The 21,890-nt window shown below is 64.8% G+C and carries 22 protein-coding genes; 10 read left to right on the forward strand and 12 right to left on the reverse strand.

Going from position 1 to position 21,890, the window contains the following annotated elements:
- The first annotated feature begins 156 nt into the window (after nt 1–156).
- On the forward strand, nt 157–2,043 hold the full coding sequence (locus tag AC3ENJ_RS10135; protein ID WP_431813940.1) for an FAD-binding monooxygenase: 1,887 nt from the start codon (nt 157–159) through the stop codon (nt 2,041–2,043).
- A gap of 77 nt (nt 2,044–2,120) precedes the next feature.
- Here the strand turns inward: AC3ENJ_RS10135 and AC3ENJ_RS10140 are convergent, their stop codons facing one another.
- From AC3ENJ_RS10140 to AC3ENJ_RS10150, 3 genes are all read right to left on the reverse strand, one after another.
- Nucleotides 2,121–3,134: an NAD(P)H-dependent flavin oxidoreductase gene (locus AC3ENJ_RS10140; protein ID WP_431813941.1), complete on the reverse strand. Its 1,014-nt coding sequence runs from the start codon at nt 3,132–3,134 to the stop codon at nt 2,121–2,123.
- 77 nt (nt 3,135–3,211) lie between these two features.
- Nucleotides 3,212–4,033, reverse strand: a complete 822-nt coding sequence (locus AC3ENJ_RS10145; RefSeq protein ID WP_190782222.1) for a family 1 encapsulin nanocompartment shell protein — start codon at nt 4,031–4,033, stop codon at nt 3,212–3,214.
- Nucleotides 4,030–4,425 (reverse strand): ferritin family protein, encoded by a 396-nt coding sequence (locus tag AC3ENJ_RS10150; protein WP_190782221.1) that lies wholly within the window; start codon nt 4,423–4,425, stop codon nt 4,030–4,032. The genes AC3ENJ_RS10145 and AC3ENJ_RS10150 overlap by 4 nt, the downstream gene beginning before the upstream one ends.
- A 152-nt stretch (nt 4,426–4,577) precedes the next feature.
- Here AC3ENJ_RS10150 and AC3ENJ_RS10155 point away from each other — a divergent pair, with 152 nt between their 5' ends.
- Both AC3ENJ_RS10155 and AC3ENJ_RS10160 read left to right on the forward strand, forming a co-directional pair.
- Nucleotides 4,578–5,003 (forward strand): NUDIX hydrolase, encoded by a 426-nt coding sequence (locus AC3ENJ_RS10155; RefSeq protein WP_190782220.1) that lies wholly within the window; start codon nt 4,578–4,580, stop codon nt 5,001–5,003.
- A 76-nt stretch (nt 5,004–5,079) separates the two neighbouring features.
- Nucleotides 5,080–5,730 carry a maleylpyruvate isomerase family mycothiol-dependent enzyme gene (locus AC3ENJ_RS10160; RefSeq protein WP_190782219.1) on the forward strand — a complete coding sequence of 217 codons (651 nt, stop codon included), beginning with the start codon at nt 5,080–5,082 and terminating at the stop codon, nt 5,728–5,730.
- Here AC3ENJ_RS10160 and AC3ENJ_RS10165 read toward each other — a convergent pair.
- Nucleotides 5,727–6,077, reverse strand: a complete 351-nt coding sequence (locus AC3ENJ_RS10165; RefSeq protein ID WP_431813942.1) for a hypothetical protein — start codon at nt 6,075–6,077, stop codon at nt 5,727–5,729. The two genes, AC3ENJ_RS10160 and AC3ENJ_RS10165, sit on opposite strands and share 4 nt — an antisense overlap.
- A gap of 209 nt (nt 6,078–6,286) precedes the next feature.
- Here AC3ENJ_RS10165 and AC3ENJ_RS10170 point away from each other — a divergent pair, with 209 nt between their 5' ends.
- The 3 genes from AC3ENJ_RS10170 to AC3ENJ_RS10180 all read left to right on the forward strand — a co-directional run bounded on the left by AC3ENJ_RS10170 (nt 6,287) and on the right by AC3ENJ_RS10180 (nt 9,168).
- Nucleotides 6,287–7,333, forward strand: coding sequence for a formamidase (locus AC3ENJ_RS10170; RefSeq protein WP_190807925.1), 1,047 nt, complete (start codon nt 6,287–6,289; stop codon nt 7,331–7,333).
- Between the two features lie 382 nt (nt 7,334–7,715).
- Nucleotides 7,716–8,468 (forward strand): amidase family protein, encoded by a 753-nt coding sequence (locus AC3ENJ_RS10175; RefSeq protein WP_431813943.1) that lies wholly within the window; start codon nt 7,716–7,718, stop codon nt 8,466–8,468.
- Nucleotides 8,452–9,168: an amidase family protein gene (locus tag AC3ENJ_RS10180; RefSeq protein ID WP_431813944.1), complete on the forward strand. Its 717-nt coding sequence runs from the start codon at nt 8,452–8,454 to the stop codon at nt 9,166–9,168. Before AC3ENJ_RS10175 ends, AC3ENJ_RS10180 begins: the two co-directional genes overlap by 17 nt.
- Before the next feature lie 49 nt (nt 9,169–9,217).
- Here the strand turns inward: AC3ENJ_RS10180 and surE are convergent, their stop codons facing one another.
- Both surE and AC3ENJ_RS10190 read right to left on the reverse strand, forming a co-directional pair.
- A complete protein-coding gene (gene surE / locus AC3ENJ_RS10185) occupies nt 9,218–10,066 on the reverse strand; it encodes a 5'/3'-nucleotidase SurE (RefSeq protein ID WP_431813945.1) in 849 nt (282 codons plus the stop codon).
- Between the two features lie 48 nt (nt 10,067–10,114).
- Nucleotides 10,115–11,077: a 1-phosphofructokinase family hexose kinase gene (locus tag AC3ENJ_RS10190; RefSeq protein WP_431813946.1), complete on the reverse strand. Its 963-nt coding sequence runs from the start codon at nt 11,075–11,077 to the stop codon at nt 10,115–10,117.
- A gap of 62 nt (nt 11,078–11,139) precedes the next feature.
- On the opposite strand from AC3ENJ_RS10190, the gene AC3ENJ_RS10195 reads away from it, so the two are divergent.
- The gene (locus AC3ENJ_RS10195) at nt 11,140–11,619 is read left to right on the forward strand and encodes a GNAT family N-acetyltransferase (protein ID WP_431813947.1); all 480 of its coding nucleotides are present in this window, start codon (nt 11,140–11,142) and stop codon (nt 11,617–11,619) included.
- Here the strand turns inward: AC3ENJ_RS10195 and AC3ENJ_RS10200 are convergent.
- A complete protein-coding gene (locus AC3ENJ_RS10200) occupies nt 11,616–12,035 on the reverse strand; it encodes a ChaB family protein (RefSeq protein WP_190782213.1) in 420 nt (139 codons plus the stop codon). The genes AC3ENJ_RS10195 and AC3ENJ_RS10200 overlap by 4 nt on opposite strands.
- A 106-nt stretch (nt 12,036–12,141) precedes the next feature.
- Between AC3ENJ_RS10200 and AC3ENJ_RS10205 the strand changes: the two genes are divergently transcribed.
- Nucleotides 12,142–13,350 carry an NAD(P)/FAD-dependent oxidoreductase gene (locus tag AC3ENJ_RS10205; RefSeq protein ID WP_190782212.1) on the forward strand — a complete coding sequence of 403 codons (1,209 nt, stop codon included), beginning with the start codon at nt 12,142–12,144 and terminating at the stop codon, nt 13,348–13,350.
- 28 nt (nt 13,351–13,378) lie between these two features.
- Here AC3ENJ_RS10205 and AC3ENJ_RS10210 read toward each other — a convergent pair whose 3' ends face one another.
- From AC3ENJ_RS10210 to AC3ENJ_RS10220, 3 genes are all read right to left on the reverse strand, one after another.
- Nucleotides 13,379–14,377, reverse strand: coding sequence for a phosphatidate cytidylyltransferase (locus tag AC3ENJ_RS10210; protein WP_431813948.1), 999 nt, complete (start codon nt 14,375–14,377; stop codon nt 13,379–13,381).
- 3 nt (nt 14,378–14,380) lie between these two features.
- Entirely contained in the window at nt 14,381–15,064 is a 684-nt protein-coding gene (locus AC3ENJ_RS10215) for a CDP-alcohol phosphatidyltransferase family protein (RefSeq protein ID WP_190782210.1), read from the reverse strand.
- Between the two features lie 97 nt (nt 15,065–15,161).
- The gene (locus tag AC3ENJ_RS10220; RefSeq protein ID WP_431813949.1) at nt 15,162–16,103 is read right to left on the reverse strand and encodes a cation diffusion facilitator family transporter; all 942 of its coding nucleotides are present in this window, start codon (nt 16,101–16,103) and stop codon (nt 15,162–15,164) included.
- A 138-nt stretch (nt 16,104–16,241) separates the two neighbouring features.
- Here AC3ENJ_RS10220 and AC3ENJ_RS10225 point away from each other — a divergent pair, with 138 nt between their 5' ends.
- Together AC3ENJ_RS10225 and AC3ENJ_RS10230 are read left to right on the forward strand one after the other, a co-directional pair.
- Nucleotides 16,242–16,811, forward strand: a complete 570-nt coding sequence (locus AC3ENJ_RS10225) for a YqaA family protein (RefSeq protein WP_190782208.1) — start codon at nt 16,242–16,244, stop codon at nt 16,809–16,811.
- A gap of 178 nt (nt 16,812–16,989) precedes the next feature.
- Nucleotides 16,990–17,463, forward strand: a complete 474-nt coding sequence (locus tag AC3ENJ_RS10230; RefSeq protein ID WP_190782207.1) for an Hsp20/alpha crystallin family protein — start codon at nt 16,990–16,992, stop codon at nt 17,461–17,463.
- Between the two features lie 129 nt (nt 17,464–17,592).
- Here AC3ENJ_RS10230 and AC3ENJ_RS10235 read toward each other — a convergent pair whose 3' ends face one another.
- Nucleotides 17,593–21,030, reverse strand: a complete 3,438-nt coding sequence (locus AC3ENJ_RS10235) for an MMPL family transporter (RefSeq protein ID WP_431813950.1) — start codon at nt 21,028–21,030, stop codon at nt 17,593–17,595.
- A gap of 102 nt (nt 21,031–21,132) precedes the next feature.
- The gene (locus AC3ENJ_RS10240) at nt 21,133–21,783 is read right to left on the reverse strand and encodes a TetR/AcrR family transcriptional regulator (protein ID WP_431813951.1); all 651 of its coding nucleotides are present in this window, start codon (nt 21,781–21,783) and stop codon (nt 21,133–21,135) included.
- Nucleotides 21,784–21,890 lie beyond the last annotated feature (107 nt).

The raw sequence follows: 21,890 nt of genomic DNA on the forward strand, positions 1-21,890 counted from the left end.
CATGTACTAACTGTAGTAACGTGGATCACGATCCGGATTTGACGTACGGGCAATCCCGTGATGCCGACCACAACTGGTCGGGTCACCTCCCTAAACTTTCAATCGGCAGAGCCGCACGCACCGACGCGCGCCGTCACGTACCTCGAGGAGCAAGGCATGCAGTTTCACCAGTACGGATATGTTTCCGAGGACCCGCGAATTGCAACCCCCCGGGGCTACGGAATCGATCGCCCGGAAGACCTTCCCGATGAGATGGATGTTCTAATCGTCGGAACCGGCCCGGCGGGCGTGATCGCCGCCGCCCAGCTGACTCACTACCCGGATGTGAACACCCGCATCATCGAGCGCCGTCCCGGCCGTCTCGAGATCGGCCAGGCGGACGGTATTCAGGCCCGCAGCGTAGAGACGTTCCAATCCTTCGGGTTCGCCGAACGCATCACCCAGGAAGCGTTCCACCTGACCGAGATGTGCTTCTGGAATCCGGACCCGGAGAACCCGGAGAACATCGTGCGCACCGGACGTCCCGCGGATGACCCGCACGGCGTCTCCGAGTTCCCGCACCTGATCGTGAACCAGGCGCGCGTGCTCGACTACTTCCTGGAGGCCGCAGCCAACGGCCCCGCCAAGATCGAACCCAACTACGGCATCGAGTTCGGCGGCCTGGAAATCGACCAGGATGCGGAGTATCCCGTGTCCGTCACGGTCCGGTACGTGGCCGGCGAGCGCGAGGGTGAAGAGCGCACCGTCCGCGCCAAACACGTTTTCGGTTGCGACGGCGCCAGCTCCGGTGTCCGCAAGGCCATCGGTCGCAAGCTCGAGGGCAAGGGTGCCAATCATGCCTGGGGCGTGATGGACGTTCTGGCCAACACCGACTTCCCCGATATCCGCACCAAGTGCGCGATCAACTCACGCAACGGCTCGATCCTTTTGATTCCCCGCGAGGGCGGTTTGCTGTTCCGCATGTACGTGGACTTGGGTGAAGTGGCCGCGGACGACAACCGCAAGGTGCGCCAGACCCCGGTCGAGGAGATCATCAAGCGCGCCAACCAGATCATCCACCCCTACAGCGTGGACGTGAAGTCCGTGGCGTGGTCCTCCGTCTACGAGGTGGGCCACCGACTGACTGATCACTTCGACGACGTCGACACCAAGGACCGCGGCTCCCGCGTGCCCCGCGTGTTCATTGCCGGCGATGCCTGCCACACGCACTCCGCCAAGGCCGGCCAGGGCATGAACGTGTCCATGCAGGACGGGTGGAACCTCGGCTGGAAGCTGGGCGCCGTGCTGTCCGGCCGCGCCGACGAGTCGTTGCTGGACACCTACTCCGAAGAACGTCAGGTGATCGCCAAGAACCTGATCGACTTCGACCGCGAGTGGTCCACACTGATGGCCACCCCGCAGGACAAGTTGCCGGATCCCTCGTACCTGGAAGATTTCTACGTCAAGACGTCCGAGTTCCCGGCCGGGTTCATGACCGAGTACCAGCCGTCCCGGATCACCGCGGGCACCGAGCACCAGGACCTGGCCGCCGGCTACCCCGTGGGCAAACGCTTCAAGTCCGCCCGCGTGATGCGCGTGTGCGATGCCAACCCGCTGCATCAGGGTCACCAGGCAACGGCCGATGGCCGGTGGCGCATCCACGTCTACGCAGATCGCCCGGCTCCGGGCGAGGACTCGGCGACGTCGCGCTTTGCCGAGTGGTTGCAGAACGATCCCAGTTCGCCGTTGGTTGCCTACCGCCGCAAGGGCGACGACGACGCCACTCTCTTCGACGTGGACGTCACCTACCAGCAGCCCTACACCGAGATCGACATCAATTCGGTGCCGCGCGCCTTCAAGCCGCAGATCGGCCCGTTGGAGCTGAACTACTGGGAGCGCGTCTACGCCGCGTTGCCTGACGAGGACATTTACGACGAGCGCCAGATCAGCCGCGACGGTGCCGTGGTGGTGGTCCGCCCGGACCACTACGTTGCCGCGGTACTCCCCCTGGACGCCACCAACGAGCTGAGCTCCTTCTTTGAAGGCGTGCTCACCAAGAAGTAAGCCACTTCCCCCGGGGACAACGCAGGCCCGCCGATTCGTACGCGTACGGATCGGCGGGCCTTGCCATTGCGCAATTACTACAGCCCCCGGAACTCCTCCACGATCTCCGCGGCCGGTCGCTGCCGACAGGCTGCGAATCCCGTACCCGCCCACAAATTCAGACCTTCCGGATTCTCCGCCGACGCCGCTCGCAACGGTGCGGTCATGTAATGCACCTGCGGGTAACCGGCCACTTGGTTCGCGGCCATGCGTTCGGTGAACCGGTTGCTCAGCGCCCGCGCCGCACGCCCCGAGAACGCCCGGGTGACCACGGTGTCCCGGTACTGGCCGCTGAGCAGTGCATCCTGGTGGGCTTCCTTGGTTCCCGCCTCTTCCGCTGCGAGGAACAACGTGCCCACCTGCACGAAGGAAGCGCCGGCGGAAAGCAGGTTCCGGGCGGTGTCGACACCGCTCACCCCGCCGGCAGCGATCACCGGCTTGTCCGTGTAGTCACGCGCCAGACTCACCAGTTCATGCGTGGTGTTGTCGGACGGCTCCTTCGTCTGGCCGTGCGTGGCCCGGTGGCCTCCCGCTTCGATCCCCTGCACCACGATCGCGTCCGGATTCAGGGCGTCCGCCGCCCTGATCTCCTCGGGGTCCGTCGCGTTGAGGACAATCTCGGTGCCCACGGACCGCAACCGAGCGACGTCGTCGGCGGTGGGCAGACCGAACGTGAACGAAACGAGCGGGACCGGGTTGGCCACGAGGTAGTCGAGCTTGGCGGCGTAATGGTCGTCGTGGAACGGGCCCGGTTCCGGCGCCGCCACCCCGAGTTCCGCTGCCATGGGCGCGAGCGCGGCGGCGTATGCAGCGAGCGCCCCGGGATCGGAAGGGTCCGCTTCGGGGACGAACACGTTCACGCCGAAGATCAAGGTGCCGGCGCGGACGTCGTCGATCTCGGCGGCCATTGCCTCGACCGTCTTATACCCCGCCGCCAGCATGCCCAGCCCGCCGGCCTGAGACACCGCGACGGTGAGCGCCGCGTTGGACGGCCCGCCCGCCATGGGGGCCTGAATGAGCGGAACGGTGAGGGCGCCGAGCGTGCTGGTCACGGTATCTCCTGACTGAGTCATTCCAAGGGGTCGAATAATGGGGTGAATTGCCCCGCTGGGAACGTGAGCGGCACCCCTCAGGAGTCACCCGTAGATGCCAGGACAACCGCCGCCTCCGGTGTGGCCACCCGGAAGCTGAAGGACTGTTCCAGGTACAGGAACACGTCCTGCCCGTCATGGTGGTCATATCCCACGGCGAGGTCCTCGCCCGACTCGAACAGGAAGTCCCCACCGCGCAGGCTCAGCACGACGCCGCCGCGCACGCCCGGCGTCCACACGATGGGACCGCCCAGGATTTTGCGCACGTGGTCGAAGAGCGGGAAGCCACCGTGCTCGGACGTCTCCATTATGGCGGTGAAGTCACTCGGTCCCAGGGCCAAGGCGTAGGGCCCGTCGATGCCGCTCGTGTGCAGGAGTTTCACGGCCTTGGCGACCCTGCGCCGATAGTCCTCGATGTCGGGCACCGGGTCGATGTGCGGATGCGGGGTGACTTCGGCGATACCTTGGATGCCCACCTCGCTCCAACCGTGGAAGACCGCGATGTTCTCCAGGGAAGCCATCTGGTACGCGGCATCGTCCAAGCTGCCCAGGTCCGCGTCTGCGGCGCCGCGATCGTCGTCAAGCAGTTCGTCACGCGAAAGGCTGAAGCCCACGCGGGCCTCGACCAGCGGCAGCACCTGACGTTGCCGCGCGCGCACACCCTTCACCGGAGCCTGCTGGACGGTCGTGACCCGCCCGAGGTTGGTTGCCGAGTAGTCCCAGCCGTGGGGCCCGGCGAAGTCGACCAGCTTGCGGGCGCCGAGGGCGGCCGAAAGCCGTTCGGTGGCCTCACTGTCGATCGTGCTCCAGTTTCCGTCCGAAATGGGCGCGTGGGTCCGGAGAAGATGGTTCGTGCTCATGATGCCGCTCCCTTCAAACTACCGATGCCCAGGGATCCCGCTGGGTCCGCGGACCCGGCCCCGGAATCCCCGCCACCCTCGGTTGCTGCTTCTTCAGAGGTTTCGCCGTTGTCGACGATGTCGCCGTCCTTGAACAAAATGCCTCGAGCAATGGCCCGCCACTCCGGCTTCTTGCGGAGCAGGAACTCCAGCTCCATTGAGAAGTGTTTGTATTCCTCACCCAGGGAATTAGCCATGATGGCCAACGCGTCCTGATCCTTCTCCACCGACATTCGCTGCTCGTACCAGTCGATGGCCTCGGCTTCTTCGGTGAGGTTGGTCAGCATTCTCACCAACGTGCGTGTCTCGTCCGAAAGTTCTTCAGCTGGTTCGTGATATTGGTCGAATCCCATGGGAACTCCTCACTGAATGACAGGTCAGGCCAGCTTAGCCTCATTGCAAGAAACAGACCCGGCAGCGGGACTATGGAAAACTTGCATCTCGTGACACGCCACTTCACATCAGCCCATTGGTGGATCGAGACTAAGGACCATGCCGACCAGTCATGACATCGACTAATGGAAATCGTCCCGTCATCAAGGTGACCGGTGTGGTGCTGCGCCGCACCAACGGTGATGTGCTGACCGTGCGTAAGCGCAACACCGGGATGTTCATGTTCCCCGGTGGTAAACCCGAGGCGGGGGAGACTCCGTTGGACACCGCGATTCGGGAGGTGGAGGAGGAGCTGGGCCTGGTTCTGACTCCGGAAGATCTGGTGCCCGTGGGCGAGTGGATGACCGATGCCGCCAACGAACCCGGTCACGGCCTGCACAGTCATGTGTTCATGGGGCTCACTTTGCTGGCCGAGACCCCCGTGCCGGCGCGCGAGATCGCCGAGCTGCGCTGGCAGCCAGTGGACGGCGTGGAAAACGTTGCGGATCTCGCTCCCCTGGCCCGGTGGTATGCGATTCCGGCGGTGCGGGCGCTGTAAGCCTTTGGTGTTGGCTCACTTGCGCTAAGTACCTGTCGGGGCTTGACTCTCCTCAACGAGGAAAGGCTCGATCCCCATGGTCACATCCCACAATGATCACCTCTGGGCGTTGATGCGCACAGAACGCACCGCGTTGGCGGAAGACCTCTCAACGCTGACTCCCGAGCAATGGCGGCACAGCACTCTGTGCGGTCGTTGGAGTGTTCAGGACGTCGTTGCCCACCTGATCGCGGCGGCCAGTATGAACCAGGTGCGGTGGCTGCGCAGCATGATTGGCGCACGGTTCCGGGTGGATGTGCACAATCAGCGGCGCGTGGCGGAATATCGAGGGCGGACCCCGGAAGAGACGCTCGAGCGTTTCCGCCGGATCATCCCCAGCACCACGTCACCCTCCGGGCACGTTCCCGCGTATCTCGGTGAGGTGGTCGTACATTCGCAGGATATTCGACAGCCCTTGGGTCTCTCGCGGACGCCCGGTGCGGAGGCATTGATCCCGGTGGCGGAGTTCTTCGCCTCACGGGACTTTGCGGTCAACAGCCACAGGTTGGTGAAGGGGCTGTCATTGCGGGCCACCGACGGGCCGTTTGTCGTGGGCGCCGGACCCATGGTCAGCGGTTCTTTACTTGCACTGGTGATGACCATGGCCGGACGGGCGGTGTATCTGGGTGAGCTTGAGGGCCCGGGAGTCCCAATATTGCGGGCTCGCTTGGAGGGCACGGGCGCTTAGAGCTGGGGCTCCTGGCTCTCTGGCGCGCGGTGGCGTTGACCAATGAAATAGCTGCCGGCGCCCACAAGGACTGCAATCAAGAACGGCGCCAGCCAGCTGTTCCACTCGGCAACCAACTGGGGCCAGGGCCCGAAGAAGGCCAGTAGCGCAGCGACTCCTCGAATGGCAAGAGTGAGGCCTACGACCACCCAGAAGGTCTCCATCATGGAGCGGGGAGGCCTGATCCACGGGAAGTCACCCATCGTTGTAGCCGGGTCTACTTGGCCCTGCTCTTTCAACACTTGGAAGTGGCGGCTGCGGCGCCTGTACAGAAGTGTTCCGTACAGGACACCCATGAACAGTGCCAAGAAGATGTTGTAAGTGGTGATCTCGCCGGGCCCGTCGGATGATGCGTGCCTTTCGGAAATTTCTTCGGCGTGATGTCGTCTAGCCCTGCCCGGCGGGGACGGCAGTACGGTAGCTTTGAATCCACCGGACGATACGCCTTGTCAGTTCTTGATTTGATCGAGGGAGACACCATGGCCGCGTTTTGCTCATACTTCACGGGGTGCTCTTCGTGACGGGACTGGGAGGGTTGAACCCCTCAGAGGGAGCACTGGTCCTGGGCTTGGTGCAGCAGCAGGTGCCGATCGTCAACGAGCCACCAGACTTGCGTGCCACTGCCGAGAAGATCGCCGGCATGGTGAAGGGGGCCAAGGCCGGCTTGCCTACCACGGATCTGCTGGTCTTCCCCGAGTACAGCCTCAACGGGTTGAACCCCAAGGTCTGGGCTCGGGATGAGATGCTCTGTGACCTGGACGGCCCCGAGGTGGAGATCCTGCGCGGCGCATGCGCCGACAGTTCCGTCTGGGGATGTTTTTCACTCATGGAACGCAACCCCAATGGTGCTCCGTACAACAGCGGCATCATCGTCGATGCCGCGGGCGAGATCGTTCTGTACTACCGAAAGATGCACCCGATGGTGCCGTTGGAGCCCTGGGAACCCGGCGACCTCGGCATTCCGGTGTGCGATGGGCCTGCCGGGTCCAAGCTGGCCCTGATCATCTGCCACGACGGGATGCTGCCGGAGATGGCACGGGAGGCGGCCTACAAGGGCGCCAACGTCATCCTGCGCACGGCCGGCTACACCGACCCGATACGTCACGCGTGGCGGATCACGAACCAGGTCAATGCCTTCACCAACGTGGCCTACACTGCTTCGGTCGCACTGACCGGGGCGGACGCGACCGGTGTCTGGTCTATCGGCGAGGCCATGATCTGCGACGTCGACGGCACCGTCCTGGAGCACGGAGACAACTCACCGGACCGCGTGGTGACCGGCGAGGTGATCCCGGCCCGCGCCGATCAGGCCCGACGGAGCTGGGGTGTGGAGAACAACATCTACCAATTGGGGCATCGCGGTTACGTCGCCGTGCGTGGCGGGGCGCGAGACTGCCCGTACACCTACATGACCGACCTCGCCGCAGAACGCTATCGGGTGCCATGGGAGGACGAGGTCGAGGTCACGGACGGCACCGCTATGGGATACGGCCCGCCCCGGGAGCCCGGAAGCACCACGGAGACACACCGAAGTGAAGCCCCCCGCCAGACGACCGGCGGGTAAGGGACGGCACCTGGTTTCTTCTACTGGGGACTGGCCTGTTTCCAGCTTCTCAGGCACCGGCAACAACGCGATGATCCCCGGGAAACCAAGATGACTTTTGATGGCACCGGACCCCGGGCCCGTTTCGGTAGCCAGATCTCCATATTGATACAATTTTTATAATGAATCTAATGGTTTACTGTCTGACTGAGCTATTGATCCACCTATCTGGCACCTGCTTTACTGACTAAATCTTCGGCAGTGAAGTGATGCGCCTCACAAAGAGCGCGTCCATCTGCCCAGCGAGCAATGGTTCCCGATGCCATACCCACCGGTTGGTCTCGATTGGTTCAGGGAATCATTGTGCCTCGGGCACCACACACCAGGTCATAGGAGATCCACGATGACGACAACCGATCCCACGCCGACCATTTCGAAGCCCGGCACTGACTCCACCGATCAGCTGTGGCGCTGGAGCGCGACCGAGATGGCTCAGGCCGTGGCCGGGGGGTTGGTCTCCAGTCGCGAGGTCGTGGAGAGTTGTCTGGGGCGGATCGATGAGGTCAACTCGCACCTCAACGCTCTGGTGGAGGTGCGGCCCGACGAGGCACTGCCCTTGGCTGATGAGGCAGACCGGCGGCGTTCCGCCGGTGAGGAGCTCGGTCCTCTCCACGGGGTGCCGGTGTCGATCAAGGTGAATTCCGACCAGGCCGGTTATGCCACAACTCAGGGCGTGTCCGCCTTCCAGGACGCCATGGCCAATGAGGACAGCCCTCACGTGGCGAGTCTGCGTCGTGCCGGGGCCGTGCTGATGGGCCGGAGCAATTCCCCGGCCTTCGCCTATCGCTGGTTCACCAACAACGACCTGCACGGGCGCACCCTCAACCCGTGGGACCCCTCCCGGACCCCGGGCGGGTCCAGCGGCGGGGCGAGCTCGGCCGTGGCCTCTGGGATGGTGCCGATCGCCGGCGGCAATGACATCGGTGGGTCGGTGCGTTACCCCGCCTACGCCTGCGGCGTGGTGGGCTTGCGGCCCACCGTCGGGAGGGTTGCCCAGACCTACCACCCCGACGACGTCGACGCGTCGCTGTCCGTGCAAACCATGCTCGTTCAGGGCCCGCTCGCGTGCAGTGTTGACGATGAGGGCACTCAATGACTTCAGTCACCGCGACCCCGCCTTCGTCCCCGGTGCCCGTGCTGCCACCCGGCCCGACCGACCCCTGCGGGTAGGACTCGTCCGGGACCTCGGTGTTGCCGCCCCCACCGCGGAGGTGAACGCTTCTCTGGATCAGGCAGCCGACCATCTGCGCGATGTGGGCTACGTCGTGGAGGAGATCGAGCTGCCGGTTCTGGCTGAGGCCTTCCGGCTGTGGTACCTGCTCTGCATGGAGGAGTTCCGCCTGGCCATGCCCATGGTCAACGAGGTCGGGGACCAGGGCATGCAGAAGGCCGCAGAGCACTACTACGCCGTGGCCGCCGAGTGGTGGGGGGAAAGGCCGACGCTTGAGCAGTTCATCACCGGCTACGCCCGCCGGGGCACGCTGATCCGCCAGCTCGGTGAGATCCTCGAGTCCTACCCGCTCATTGTCCTGCCGGTGTCGTCCGAGCAGGCCTTCGAGCAGGACGCTGACATCGCCAGTGTGGAGAGCATGCGTCGTCTCACGGCCGCGCAGGCATCGATGATGGCGATCCCCGTCCTCGGGTTCCCGGCCATGTCGGTGCCCACCGGGGTTGCCAACGGCCTGCCGACGGGGGTGCAGTTGCTCGGGCGACGTTTTGACGAGGAAACACTGCTCGAAGCGGCCACCGTCATCGAGACGCGCGCCGGGACGTTCACGCCCATCGACCCTCGCTGAGGGGAACGACGGTCATCCACACGACCCATGCACACCGCAAGGGCGACTACTAGGTTTTCCGCATCACCGTGGCGGCATCCACGGCGATACCCTCCTGCGGACCTGCGGAATCCCGAATAGCGGGCGGGGTGATTCCCAACTCTTCCAAGCTAATAGTGCGCAATCGCGCGTTTGTGTCGTTCACCGGTGCCCGCAGCAGGGTGGCGGTGGCCCAACCGTGGGTCAATAGGTAGTGGTCACTGTCCGGTTCTTCCCGCCCGGTCTCGGCGCTGTAGGTCACGGCAATGTGGGTGTGGTCGCCGCGGTGGACCTGGGCCTGCACCGCACCGAAGGAGGCCAGCTCGGCAGGCTTGAGACCCCGTAGCCGGTCGGGAGCGACGTCGGGAACATTGATGTTCAGAATCCTGCCGTCGAATGTGCGCGATTCCCACCGTTCCAGCGCGAACTTGGTGACCAGCAGCGCCGTCTCCCAGTGCTGCGGTTTACCGGACGTGATCGAGACAGCCATCCCCGGGATCCCGTGGGATGCCGCCGTCAGCGCAGCGCCCACCGTGCCCGAATGCAGCGTAGCTTTACCGGTGTTCGCGCCCAGGTTCACGCCCGAGAGCACCATGTCCGGAACCTCGCCGAACGCACCGTAGGAGGCCAGAAACGCAATCAGGGCCGGCGCCGCTTTCACCCCCACGCATTCGACCCCCGCGGGCATGTTGGGCGGATGGGCGTCAACGAGCGCGATCTTGCCGTCGACCTCCTCCCCGGACAAGGACGCGCTGGCGCCCGAATATTCCTCGGCGGGCGCGGCTACCTTGACCCGGTGCCCACGGTCCAGAGCGGCCTGGGCGAGAACCGCGAGACCCGCGGATGCAACGCCGTCGTCGTTGGTTACAAGGATGCGCATGGCCCCATGCTTCCACGCCGCCCGCTCGCCCACCAGAGCCGAGCGCGTTTAGGACAGTTTCCGAATGCTGATCTGGCGCGCGAACTTCTCGATGGTCGTGCGATTACCCGTGCCCAAACCCCGCCGCGCCACGTTGAGCGCGCCGGCGGAAGCACCCAGGGCCACGGCATCCACCAGATCGAGGCCGCGGGCCAGGCCCACTGAAATTCCGGCGGTCATGGAATCCCCCGCACCCCGGTGGTCCAGCGGCGTGATAGACGGCGCCGACACCTCCCGCACCGAATCCTTCTCGATCAGCAGGGCCGGGTCCTTGGCTCGCGAGATGACGACGGCGCCCGCCCCACGTTCCAGCAGCATCTTGCCGGCCTCGGTGAGAGACTCGGCGGTTTCGTCTCCGACGAGCTCGAGGTCCATGATTTCCTCGTGACTGATCTTGAGGACATTCACGCCGGCGGCGGCACTGGCCAGTGCGGGCTTACCGCTCAGGTCCGCAACCACAGGGGTTCCGGCATCGCGCGTATCGCGGATGAGTCGGGCGAAGAACGACGGCGGGAGCACGTCCGCCGGTTCCGCACCCGTGACCACCAGGACATCGGACGCCAACGCATCCACGAAGGCGGTGCCGTACAAATCGTCCAGCTCGTGACGGGACAGCTCCGGTGGCGGCATGTGGGCCCGGGTCTCCCGATCATCACCGCGCAGGTCGTACACGTAGCCGCCGTTGCCGTAGCCGTAGCGGACGGCGTTGACCTGCATGCCCATCCCGTCCAGCATGGTGCGAATCAGTGAACCCAATTCACCGCCGAAGGGGCCGTTGATCGCGACCTCCGCCCCCAGTGAACCCGCCATCCGCGCAACCCACAGGCCTTGTCCGCCCGGATGCAAATGGACATCCGACTCGTGTTCACTGCGGTTGCGATGAGCGGCGGGCTCGGTCATCTCTACCACCAACAGCGGGGTGGGAACCAAAATCGATACGCGGGGCTTGTTCCCGGCGGGCGTGGGAGTCATGGCCGAAAACTACTACGAGTTAGGCCCTGGTGAACAGTTGACTCAGGTGCCACCATGGGGGGATGAACACCACCGCCCCGGTACGCATCCTGGAAGGCCAAGCCGCCAGCGATCACACGCAGAAAGTGCTGACCGCGTACTTCAGCGAACTCGATCATCGCATCGACGGCGGTTTCGACCCTGATCTCACCGAAAGCACCTCGCCCGAGCAGGTCACCCCGCCCAACGGCGATTTTTTCCTGATGACCGAATTGGTCTCCGGGGAGGTCATCGCGTGCGGCGCCGTCCGCAAGCTCGATGACTCCACCGTGGAACTGCGGCGGATCTGGGTCACCCCCGATCACCGCGGCAAGGGCCACGCCCGCACGCTCGTTCGTTCGCTGGAGAACAAGGTTCGTGCGTTGGGTGCCCACACCGCCGTGGTCTCGCTCAACGAAGAGATGACCGAGGGCATTGCCATGTTCCGTAAACGCGGTTACGAACCCGTGGCGCCCTTCCACGAGAACACCACGGCCACCGTGTTCTTGGGGCGGAAACTCTAGCTGCGGGCTTCCTTGGTCTTCTTCTGGTTGGCCTTGTCGATGGCGGCAACCAGTTCGTCCTTGGTCATCTCCGAGCGTCCCTCGATGTTCAGTTCCTGGGCGATGTCGTACAGGTGTTCCTTGCTGGCATTGGCGTCGACGCCGCCCGCGGACTCTTCTTTGTTCAAGCCACCTTTTTCGGCGCGTTCGTCCGAGGGCCCGTTCTCTTCCTTAGGTTCCCAGTGGTCCCCCACCTTCTCGTGGGTGTGCTTCACCGCGGACCACGCGGTGCGTGCGGCCCGCGATGAGCTGTCGTACTCGTCCTTCGCCGAATCGTAGGTCTGCGCGAACGTGTCCTGAGCCTTCTTGTCCGAGCGCTGCAGGGTGGCCGGGATCTCGTCCTGAATGGCGCGGCCGTTCTTCTGTGCCTTGGGCATGATCAAAGTCCTCTCACGAGACACCTCATTGATGATGTGCTGATGATTCTAGGCCCGGCACACTCTTCCGGACATCGTGGGGCGTGGTCGGTGTAGTGTCCCTCACATGGTCATCCAGTCGCCCCAAGGTCCTCCCACTCACGCTCGGATCCTCGTCGCGGGGGGCGGCAATGGGGGGATCGCGCTGGCCGCACGATTGCATCGGCAGGGTGAGAACGACGTCGTCATTGTCGAGCCCCGCGCGGAACACCACTACAGGCCGTTACTGTCCTACGTTGGCGCGGGTCTGGCCTCCATTGACTCAGCACGCAGGCCCCAGGGCCGAGTCATGCCGGCCGGGTGCGTCTGGGTGCGTGACGCCATCGCCGGCGTGGACCCGGAAGCCTCGCGGGTGGTACTCGCCAGTGGGGCCACAATCGATTACGACCATCTGGTGGTCGCCGCCGGATCCGGGCCGGACTGGGATGCCATCGACGGCTCGGCCGAGGCTCTGCACGCCCAGAATGCATCCACCAACTACTTATTCGATCTCGCGCCGAAGACCTGGCGTCTGGTCGAGGGGATGCGTTCCGGGACGGCGGTGTTCACCATGCCCGACGACAGCTGCCCCTGCGCCGGCGCATCGCAGAAAATTCTGTACATGGCGTGCGACCTGTGGCGTAACCGCGGTGTGCTCGAGGACATCCGCGTTGTTGCCGTGGTGCCGACCGACACGGTGTTCGGCGTGCCCGGCGTGGACGAGGAGCTCGAACGCAAGATCGACGAATACGGGATCGAACTACGCACCCGCTCCCGTGTCCGGTCCCTGCACGGGGACACCGGCACTGCGGTCCTGGACAACGACGGCGTGGTCGAGGAACTCGATTACGACTTTCTCCACCTCACGCCACCGCACGCCGCACCGCGGTGGGTCGCTGCATCTGGCCTCTCGTCGAAGACGGCACGGGGTTTCGTGGACGTCGATCCTGAAACGTTGCAGCACCGCCGGTACCCGAACGTGTGGGCGGTGGGTGACATTGCCGCCACCCCGGGATCCAGCTCGGGCGGCGCCCTGCGCAAACAGACGCCGGTCGTGGCCAAGAACATCCGGTCCGAGCTCAACGGCAAAGCGCCACGAGCCCGCTACAACGGTTACACGGTCAGTCCCTTCACCGTTTCCCGCCGCACTTTGGTGTTCGCGGAGTTCGCCCCCGACGGCACCCCAATGCCCAGCACCAAACTCTTCGAACTTCGCAAGGAGCGGGCCCTCACCTTCCTTCTCGACCGGTGGTTGCTGCCGCAGATCTATTGGCATCGCATCCTGCGCGGCAAGTGAGGCCCCCGTTGGCCCGGGGGTCGGGCCACTAGGGGCTGAAGAAGAAACGCGTCATGTGGAAGAACACCGGCGCGGCGAAGATCAGGGAGTCCGTGCGGTCCAGGATGCCACCGTGACCGGGGATGATCGCGCCGAAGTCCTTGATCCCGCGGTCGCGTTTGAGGCTGCTCATCACCAGGCCGCCCACGAAACCCATGAGGCACGCGATCAGTGACAGCAGCGCGGCCTGCCACGGGGTGAACGGGGTCAGCCACCACAGGGCGGCGCCCAGAGCGGTGGCCGAGAGCACTCCCCCGATGAACCCCTCCCACGTCTTGTTGGGACTCACGGTGGGCGCGATCTTGTGGCGACCCAGTGTCTTGCCCCACAGGTACTGCAGCACGTCCGAGCCCTGAACCACCACGCACACGAACAGCAGGAGCGCACCGCCGGCCACACCGCCCGAACCCACCGGAGATCCGTCCGCGGCGGACTTGCCCTCGGTGAAAGCCACCGGCAATTGCAGGACAGCGGGCAGGTGACTGAGCGCGTACACGCACACCATGAGCCCCCATTGGCTCAGTGCGGCCCGGTGCAGGAAATGATCCGTTCGACCGGACAGCGCCAGCAACACGGGCAGAAACAGGAACGCGTACACCGGGATGAAGATCGCGAACATCCCATACCAGTGCTCCCACATGAACCAGTAGTGCAGTGGGGTCAGCACGGCCATGATCCAGATCAGCGCCCGACCGTCCTTCTCGCCGGACGGCACCAGCGCCATGAACTCCCGCAGCGCCACGAGCGAAAGCAACATGAACAGCACGAGCATCACGGTTTCCCCGAGCGCCAAGCTGACGGCGAGGACTCCCACCATGATCCACCACGCGAAAATCCGCTGCCGCACGTTGCTCAGGGTGTTCCGCAATCCTTCCGTGGTGGCGCGCCGGAACATGAGCTCCGCGACCACCGTGGCCACCACCAGGAACACGCCCACGCCGATCAGCAGCCGAATCGACGGCGGGCCGATCAACCCGATCTCGGTCATGACTCAGCCTCGATTCTTGAGTTCGCGTGCAATCCAGCGCAGCCGTGTGGCCACCGTGAGCGCGGACCCCGCGGCTATGAGAAGCAACGTCACGAACAACATCCAGCCGCGCGGCAGATTGAGCAGGGGCTCGACCACGGTCGCCAGGATCCCGACCATGAGCGTCCACATGCGCTGTTGTTTCGCCATGACCCCGCCGAAGAACTGCCCCGCCCCCGCACTGACTCCCAGCGTGCGCACGTAGGCGGTCAGCACGGCGAGACTTCCCGCGAGCCAGCCCACGGTCACGCCGCCGTCCATCGCCGACGCCGCGTAGCCCGCTCCCGCAAGCAGGGCAAGGTCCGAGAGCCGGTCGGGCACCTCGTTGAACAGTTCACCGGTGGCCGTTCTCAGCCCGCCCTCCACGGCGAGCATCCCGTCGAACATGTTGCACACCAGCCGCAACGGTATGGTCACGGCGGCGCCGACGAGCAGGAGGAAACGGACGGCGTCGTCGACGTGCGCGGAGAGCACCAGGCACGCGCATCCCAGCAGCGCGAAGCCGACCGAGGCCAGGGAAATGTGGTTGGGCTTCAGGCCCGCTCGCTGCAACGCGGCCGCTATGCCGGTGGCCCAGCCTGTGGTGCGCTGCGGAATGGGGCGGCGCAGGGGGTCCGGCGGGTTGGGGGGATTGGTGCTGGAACCCATGCGTCTCCTCGCGAGTGAACGGATTGTCTCCTGCCACCTTTACATGTTCGGCCGTTACCCGCGCACACCGGGCGGCCGGCCTGGGGATTTCGCCGCGCTACGCGTGGCGCATGTGCGGGGATTCCTTGTCCCGTAGCGCAGCGGTCTCCAGCTGGATGGTCGCGTGGTCGAAGGAGACGGGGAAGTGCTCCCGGACGCACCCGAGCACCGCCCCCAGGATCTCCGGGGCGTGACCGGATTCAAAGCACCGATCCTCCACGACCACGTGGGCGGACAACACCGGGAGCCCCGTGCCGATCGTGGAGGCGTGGACGTCGTGAACGTCCCGCACGTGTTCCAAGGCCATGATGTGCTCCCGCACCTCGTCCAGGTCCACCCCCTTGGGCGTGAACTCCATGAGCACACCCATGGTCTCGCGAAGCAGCCGGAACGCCCGGGGCAGGATCAGGGCGGCAATGAACAGCCCGGCAATGGTGTCCGCGCGTTGGAACCCGGTGGTGTGGATGACGATCGCGGCAATGATCACGCCCATGGACCCGAGAGCGTCATTGAGTACTTCGAGGAAGGCGGCACGCATGTTGAAATTCGAGTCCCGGGCGGAGGCGAGCACGGCCATGGCCGCAATGTTGGCGACCAAACCGATCGTGCCGAAGATCAGCAGCTCAAGGGAGGGGATGTCGCTGGGTTCGAAGAGTCGCCGGATGCCCTCGATGGCCGCATAGATTCCCACCGCCAGGAGCAACACGGCCTGACCGAGCGCCGCGATCACCTCGATGCGCGCGAATCCCCACGTGCGGCGGCCGCTGGGAGGACGCAACATCATGGTCGCGGCGATCACGGCCACCAGCAGACCCGAGGCATCCGCCGCGGCATGGGCGGTGTCCGTGAGCAGCGCGAGGCTTCCGGTGATCACGCTGCCCACCGCCTGCGCAATCACGATGATTGCGGTAACGCCGAACGCGATGACCAACCGCCGCCGCGTGCCACGGTCGGCCGCCTGGGGCACGTGGGAATGTCCGTGGTCGTGACCCATTCCCATGACTGCACTCCTCCGATTGACCGTTGCGGTCCTGTAGATAACGCTACGACAGGGCAAACCCCTTCTACAGTGATCATTACGGTGCGCCGAGCCAAAGGCCAAAACGACCGACGTCACCGCACGTCAAGGGGAGGACTCATGAGCCACTCAACCGTTCATCGGGATCATGCCGTGGCCGCGGCGTGGGGCTTTGCGGAGGCCTCCGCGTTCTTTATTGTCCCGGACGTGTGGTTGTCCGCGGTGGCCATGAGGAGTCCCAAGCGCGGGCTGCAATGCGTGGCTTCCGCGACGGCCGGCGCGGTGTTGGGCGGAGCGCTCACTCATCTGTGGGGAGTCGCCATTAGTGCCGAGCGATCCGCGCGGCTCCTGGCCACGCTACCCGCGGTCTCCCCCGCCATGGTGCGCCGAGTCGAGAACGACTACGCGGCCAAGGGCTACCGGGCGCTGCTCACCGGGCCGCTGCGGGGTACGCCGTACAAGATCTATGCCCGCACCAATGGGCTGCTGGGCCGTTCCCTGCCTCGATTCCTGCTGTGGTCCGTCCCGGCCCGAGCGCCCCGGTTCATCCTGGTCACCGCAGCCATTGGTGGACTGGACGCGCTGGGACGAAAACTCCTGCCGAACGGTCCCGAGTGGGTCCGCTGGAGCATCTTCGGCGCGGGCTGGCTCGGGTTCTACACGTGGTTCTTCAAGACCTTGGGCCGCTGACTGCGACCAGCTTTGAGCGGGCATGACTCAAGTTTCCTTCCCCACTCCCTGGCACTCTGCATCATAGAGTGCTAGATTATGTCTTACTTGAGCGATGTAGGCTCAAGTAACGTGATATCTCCACGGAATGGTAAACGGGGACTCTCACGTAAGCCTTACTGTATGAGGAGCACACATCATGGCAACTTTTGATCCGTTCTCTGAAGTTCAGAACTTCGCCAACCAGATCCTGGCGTCCCGTAACGGCTTGGAGCAGATGCCCATGGACCTGTATCGCCAAGGAGCCAATTACTACTTGACGGCAGATCTGCCGGGAATTGATCCCGGGAGCGTCGACGTGGACGTCGACGGGCAACTGCTGACCATTCGGGCTCAGCGCAAACTGCCCACCGCGGGGCAGGACACCAAATGGATCGTCCGTGAGCGCCGCAGCCACTCGTTCGTCCGGCAGTTGAACTTGGGGCAGGGCATCAACTCCGAGGAGATCACCGCGTCCTACGACAACGGTGTGCTGACGGTGACCATCCCCGTCTCTCCCAAGGAGCAACCGCGCAAGATTGAGGTCACGACCGGGGAGTCTGCGAAGCAGGTGCAACTGGAACAGACCGAGGAAGATTCCACGGCAGAAATTTCCTCATCCGAGCAAAGCTGATCCCCTCCTCGGTCCTCAAAGGCCCTCGAACACTTCCAAAAGAAGTGCTCGAGGGCCTTTAGCGTGGCATCACCCCACCGGAACAGGATTGGAAACGCGGTTGCACCGCACCGCCGTGAGGAGTTGCGACTACCTCTCCATGATCCAGCGAGCGATGTCCGCCACGTCCTGACGGGCGGTCGAGGACCACACCATGAGCGTGTAGGTGTGGGGCGCTCCCTCGGTGACGATCGCGGTGGTGTCCACACCGGCGAGCTGCAGCTCGGCCACCGTGTTCATGGTGTCCGGGTACAGGATGTCGTGATCGCCCTGGGTCACCAACGTGCGAGGCAGCCGATCATAAGAACCGTACGCGGGGCTGACCAGCGGGTCTCGAACGTCCCGCTCTCCGGCCCACCAACGACCCGACAGGCGCAGCTTCTTGACGCTGAGCATGTTGTCCTTGGCCTCGTACTCGGCGATCTCGGGGTTGGTGAGGGTCACGTCCACCCACGGCGCGATCAGTACCAGGCCGTCCAGCGGGGCTACCCCCTTGTCCCGCAGCCGTTGTGCCTGCGCCAGGGCCAGGCCGCCACCGGAGGAGTCACCCATGAAGTACACGTGCGAGCCCAGTGTGCGGGCCAGTTCCAGGGTTCCGTCCACCAGGGGTTCGACCTCGTCCACGGTGTGAACGGGGGCCAGCGCATAGCTGGGCACCAGCACCGTGGCACCGGTCCGTTTGATGAGCTCGTCCAGGAACCGCCAGTGCGTGCGCACCATGGCGTTCACGTAGCCACCGCCGTGCCAGTACACGATCACCGGAGTTTCCGCATTGCAGGTCCGTGACTTGGGCTCGGCCACCAGCACGGGCCGCCGGGCCACCATGACCTTCCGGAAATTCACGCGTTCATGCATGGAACGGTGCGGAGCGGCCTCGGGCTTGTCCTTGCTCAACTCCTCCCGGGCGCTGTCTTCCTCCTCGGGCATGCTCGGCAGCAACGGCAGGAGCACATCGGTCGCCTTGAGCGCAGGGTCTGCCTGGCGCAGAACCACCTCCGAAACCGCCATGGCCTTCACGGGCACCACACCGCTCGCGGCGTGTTCCGACGCGGCGGCCGACCCACCGTTCGAGGCGACGGCGCGGCGGGAGGTGGGTGCGGCGGCGTCGTGATCGGAACGGGAATCCGAACCGGCACCGGCCCCAGCCCCGGCAGTGGCGCCGGCGGTAGCGGTGCGGGTCAACGACTCGCCTTCAACGTCCACGCGGGGCAGGATCTTGTCCAGCCACCGGGGCAGCCACCAGACCTTTTCGCCCATGATTCGCATGACGGCCGGGATCAGGAACATGCGGACCACGAACGCATCCAGCAGCACACCGATTGCCAGGCCGAAACCAATGGGTTTGATCATGGACAGGTGCGCGAAAATGAAGCCCGCGAACACGGAGATCATGATGATCGCCGCGGCCGTGACCACTGCGCGGCCCGCCTTGAACCCGTACACCACGGCCTGACGTGCCGGGTGGCCGTGAACGTAGGCCTCGCGCATACCCGAGCCCAGGAACAGCTGGTAGTCCATGGCCAGACCGAACAGGATGCCGATCATCAGGGTGGGCAGGAAGCTCAGGATGGGCCCGGGATCGTGCACGCCCATCAGCTCGCCACCCCAGCCCCACTGGTAGACCGCGACCACGGCACCCAGGGATGCCAGGACCGAGAGCAGGAAGCCCGCGGAGGCGATCACCGGGACAACAATGGAGCGGAAAACCATGAGCAGCAGAAGCAACGAGATGATGATGACCACGCCCAGGTAGAGCGGGAGCTTCTCGCCGAGCAGCTGGGAGACGTCGATGTTGGCGGCGGTGGTACCGGCCACGCCGATCGTGACGTCCTCGCTGTCCTTGAGATCGCCGTTGAGGCCGCGCAGGTTGTTGACGAGTTCCTCGGTGGCGGCATCCGCGGGACCGGATTCCGGGATCACCTGAATCACGCCGGCGCGACGGTCGTCGGTGGTCACGGCGGGCATCACATTGGCCACATCATCCTGGTCGGCAATGCGATCGGAGACCACGTTGAGTTTCTCGGTGGCTTGGTCCTCGGTCAGGCCCTCGGGCAGATCCACCACGGCCACGAGCGGGCCGTTCTCGCCGGCGCCGAAGTCATCGGCAATGCGCTGGAAGGCCTGGTACGACGTGCTGTCCACCGATTCGGTGGAGGCATCCGGCAGTCCCAGGCGCATGTCCTGAGCCGGCAGCGCGAGCACCACCAACACGCCCACGCTCAGCAGCGAGGTGATCCAGGGGTGGCGCAGGTGGAACGGAACGTCGTGTTCGTTGATGTGCTGCTCGTCGGGGGCGGCGTTGCGCTGCTTGCGGGGCAGCGCCTTACGCCCGGCCAGGGACAGCAGTGCGGGGGTCAGGGTCAGGGTGATGAGCAGGGCGATGAGCACGGCAACGCCGGCCACGGTGCCCATCAGACCCAGGAACGGAATGCCGGTCACGTTCAGCGCGACCAGGGCAACGATCACGGTCAGGGCCGCGAAGAACACGGCGGTACCGGAGGTACCCACGGCCATGCCGATGGACTCCTTGATCTCCATGCCGCGGCGCAACTGTTGGCGGTGCCGGTTCAGGACGAACAGCGAGTAGTCGATACCCACGGCCAGACCGAGCATCACGCCCAGCATGGGCGTCACGGACATCATGTCGATCACGCCGGAGAAGGCGAGCGTCGCGGCCGTGGAAATGCCCACGCCGATCAGCGCGGTCAACACCGGCAGAATGGCCGGTACCAGGGCGCGCAACATGACCAGCAGCACGATCGCGGCGATCACCACGCCCACGATTTCCGCCGGACCCACCAGTGACGAGATGTCCTGCGCGAGCTCCTGGGAGAAGTCCACACCCACGCCGTCGACCGGGTGGTCGTTCACGGCGTTCATGACGGCTTCCTTGGCATCCGCGGTCACGGAGGTTTGATCCACGGTGAAGTTCACCACCGAAATGGCGGAGTTGCCGTCCGCGGAGACCACGCGGTAGTCACCCATGCGTTCCATGGTCTGCTCGCCGGATTCCAGCTGAGCCTGCTGCTCCTGGATCTGTTGCGGGTTGATGCCGCGCTGCTGCAGGATCTGGTCCGCGTTGGCCCCCGGGGGCAGGTTCTCCTGCAGCTGCTGGATGGCCCGCTGGCCCTCCTCCAGTTGCTGGCGACCGTCCACGAGCTGCTGCCGCCCGTCGTCGAGCTGAGCCTGTGCCTCGAACGGGTTGGTGGCGCTGTCGACCTGGTCGATGCCCTCGGTCGAGGCGACGGCGTCCGCGATGCCCTGCCGCTGCTCCTCGGTGAATTCCGATCCGTCCTCGGTGTAGAAGACCATGCGTCCCGTGCCCTGGTTGGCCTCCGGCAGTTCATCCTGCAGGCGGTCAGCGAGCTGCTGAGTTTCGGTGCCGGGGATGGTGATCGCGTTGGACAGCTGCACACCGGAGAACGCAACGGCCCCCACGGAGATGGCCAGCACGGCGATCCACGACACAATCACCGCCCACGCGTGACGGGCCGAGCCGATGCCCAGCCGGTAAAGAAGTCGAGCCACGAGGAGTCTCCTACATGTCGGTAGCAATGGTCATGGTCAGATACGTTGCGCAAGAGCGGATCCCGCCGACGACGCCGCTCGCGCGGGCCGGTCGACGATAAGTCAGGTTGTGAAGCCGCGGCCCAAAACGAGCAGGGTGTCGGACATCAGTTCATCCCAGATGCGACGGGATTCATCGTTGAGTTCCCCGCCCGTTCGAAGGAGCCACGCGTCCATGCAGACGGACATGGAGTTGATGATGGAGGTGGCCACCAGCTGTAGTTCCAGCCGGTCGTGGTCGGGCAGCCGTTCGCAGAGCACGTTCTCCAACCGTTCGGTGGCCGCACTGGTCACCCGGAAACCCCATAACGCTGCGGTCGGTGATTCCTTCACCTCGGTGACCTGAAGCAACAGCGGACGCAGCGCCTCCACCAGGCTGTGAGACCGCATCGCGGTGCACAGATCCTGATACACGGAGCCCAACGTTTGCTCACCGCGTTCCGACGCATCCGGGAGTTCCGCCAGAACGGCCCGGATGAGCCGTGTGACAAGTTCCGACAGGTACTCGTAGCCGGCATCTTCCGCGGACGAGAAGTGGTTGAAAATGGTCCGCCTGGAGACGCCCGCCTTCGCTGCCAGGTCGTCGACGGTGAACCCTTGAATACCGTGGCGGTCGGTCAGCTCACCGGCGGCCATCACAATGGCGCGCCGGTTGTGCCACTTGAGGGCACCGCGCTTATCTTTAGGGGCTTCCCCCTGGCATCCGATGTTCACGTGTCAACAATAGGCCACTTGTTGCACTCTGTGCACCTTTCGACACCGAGTGTGGGCAAGCGGACTTCCGAGTGAACACTGGTGGTGATCCTCAGAACGTTCGGGCC

The sequence above is a fragment of the Kocuria sp. cx-455 genome (genome assembly GCF_057707085.1).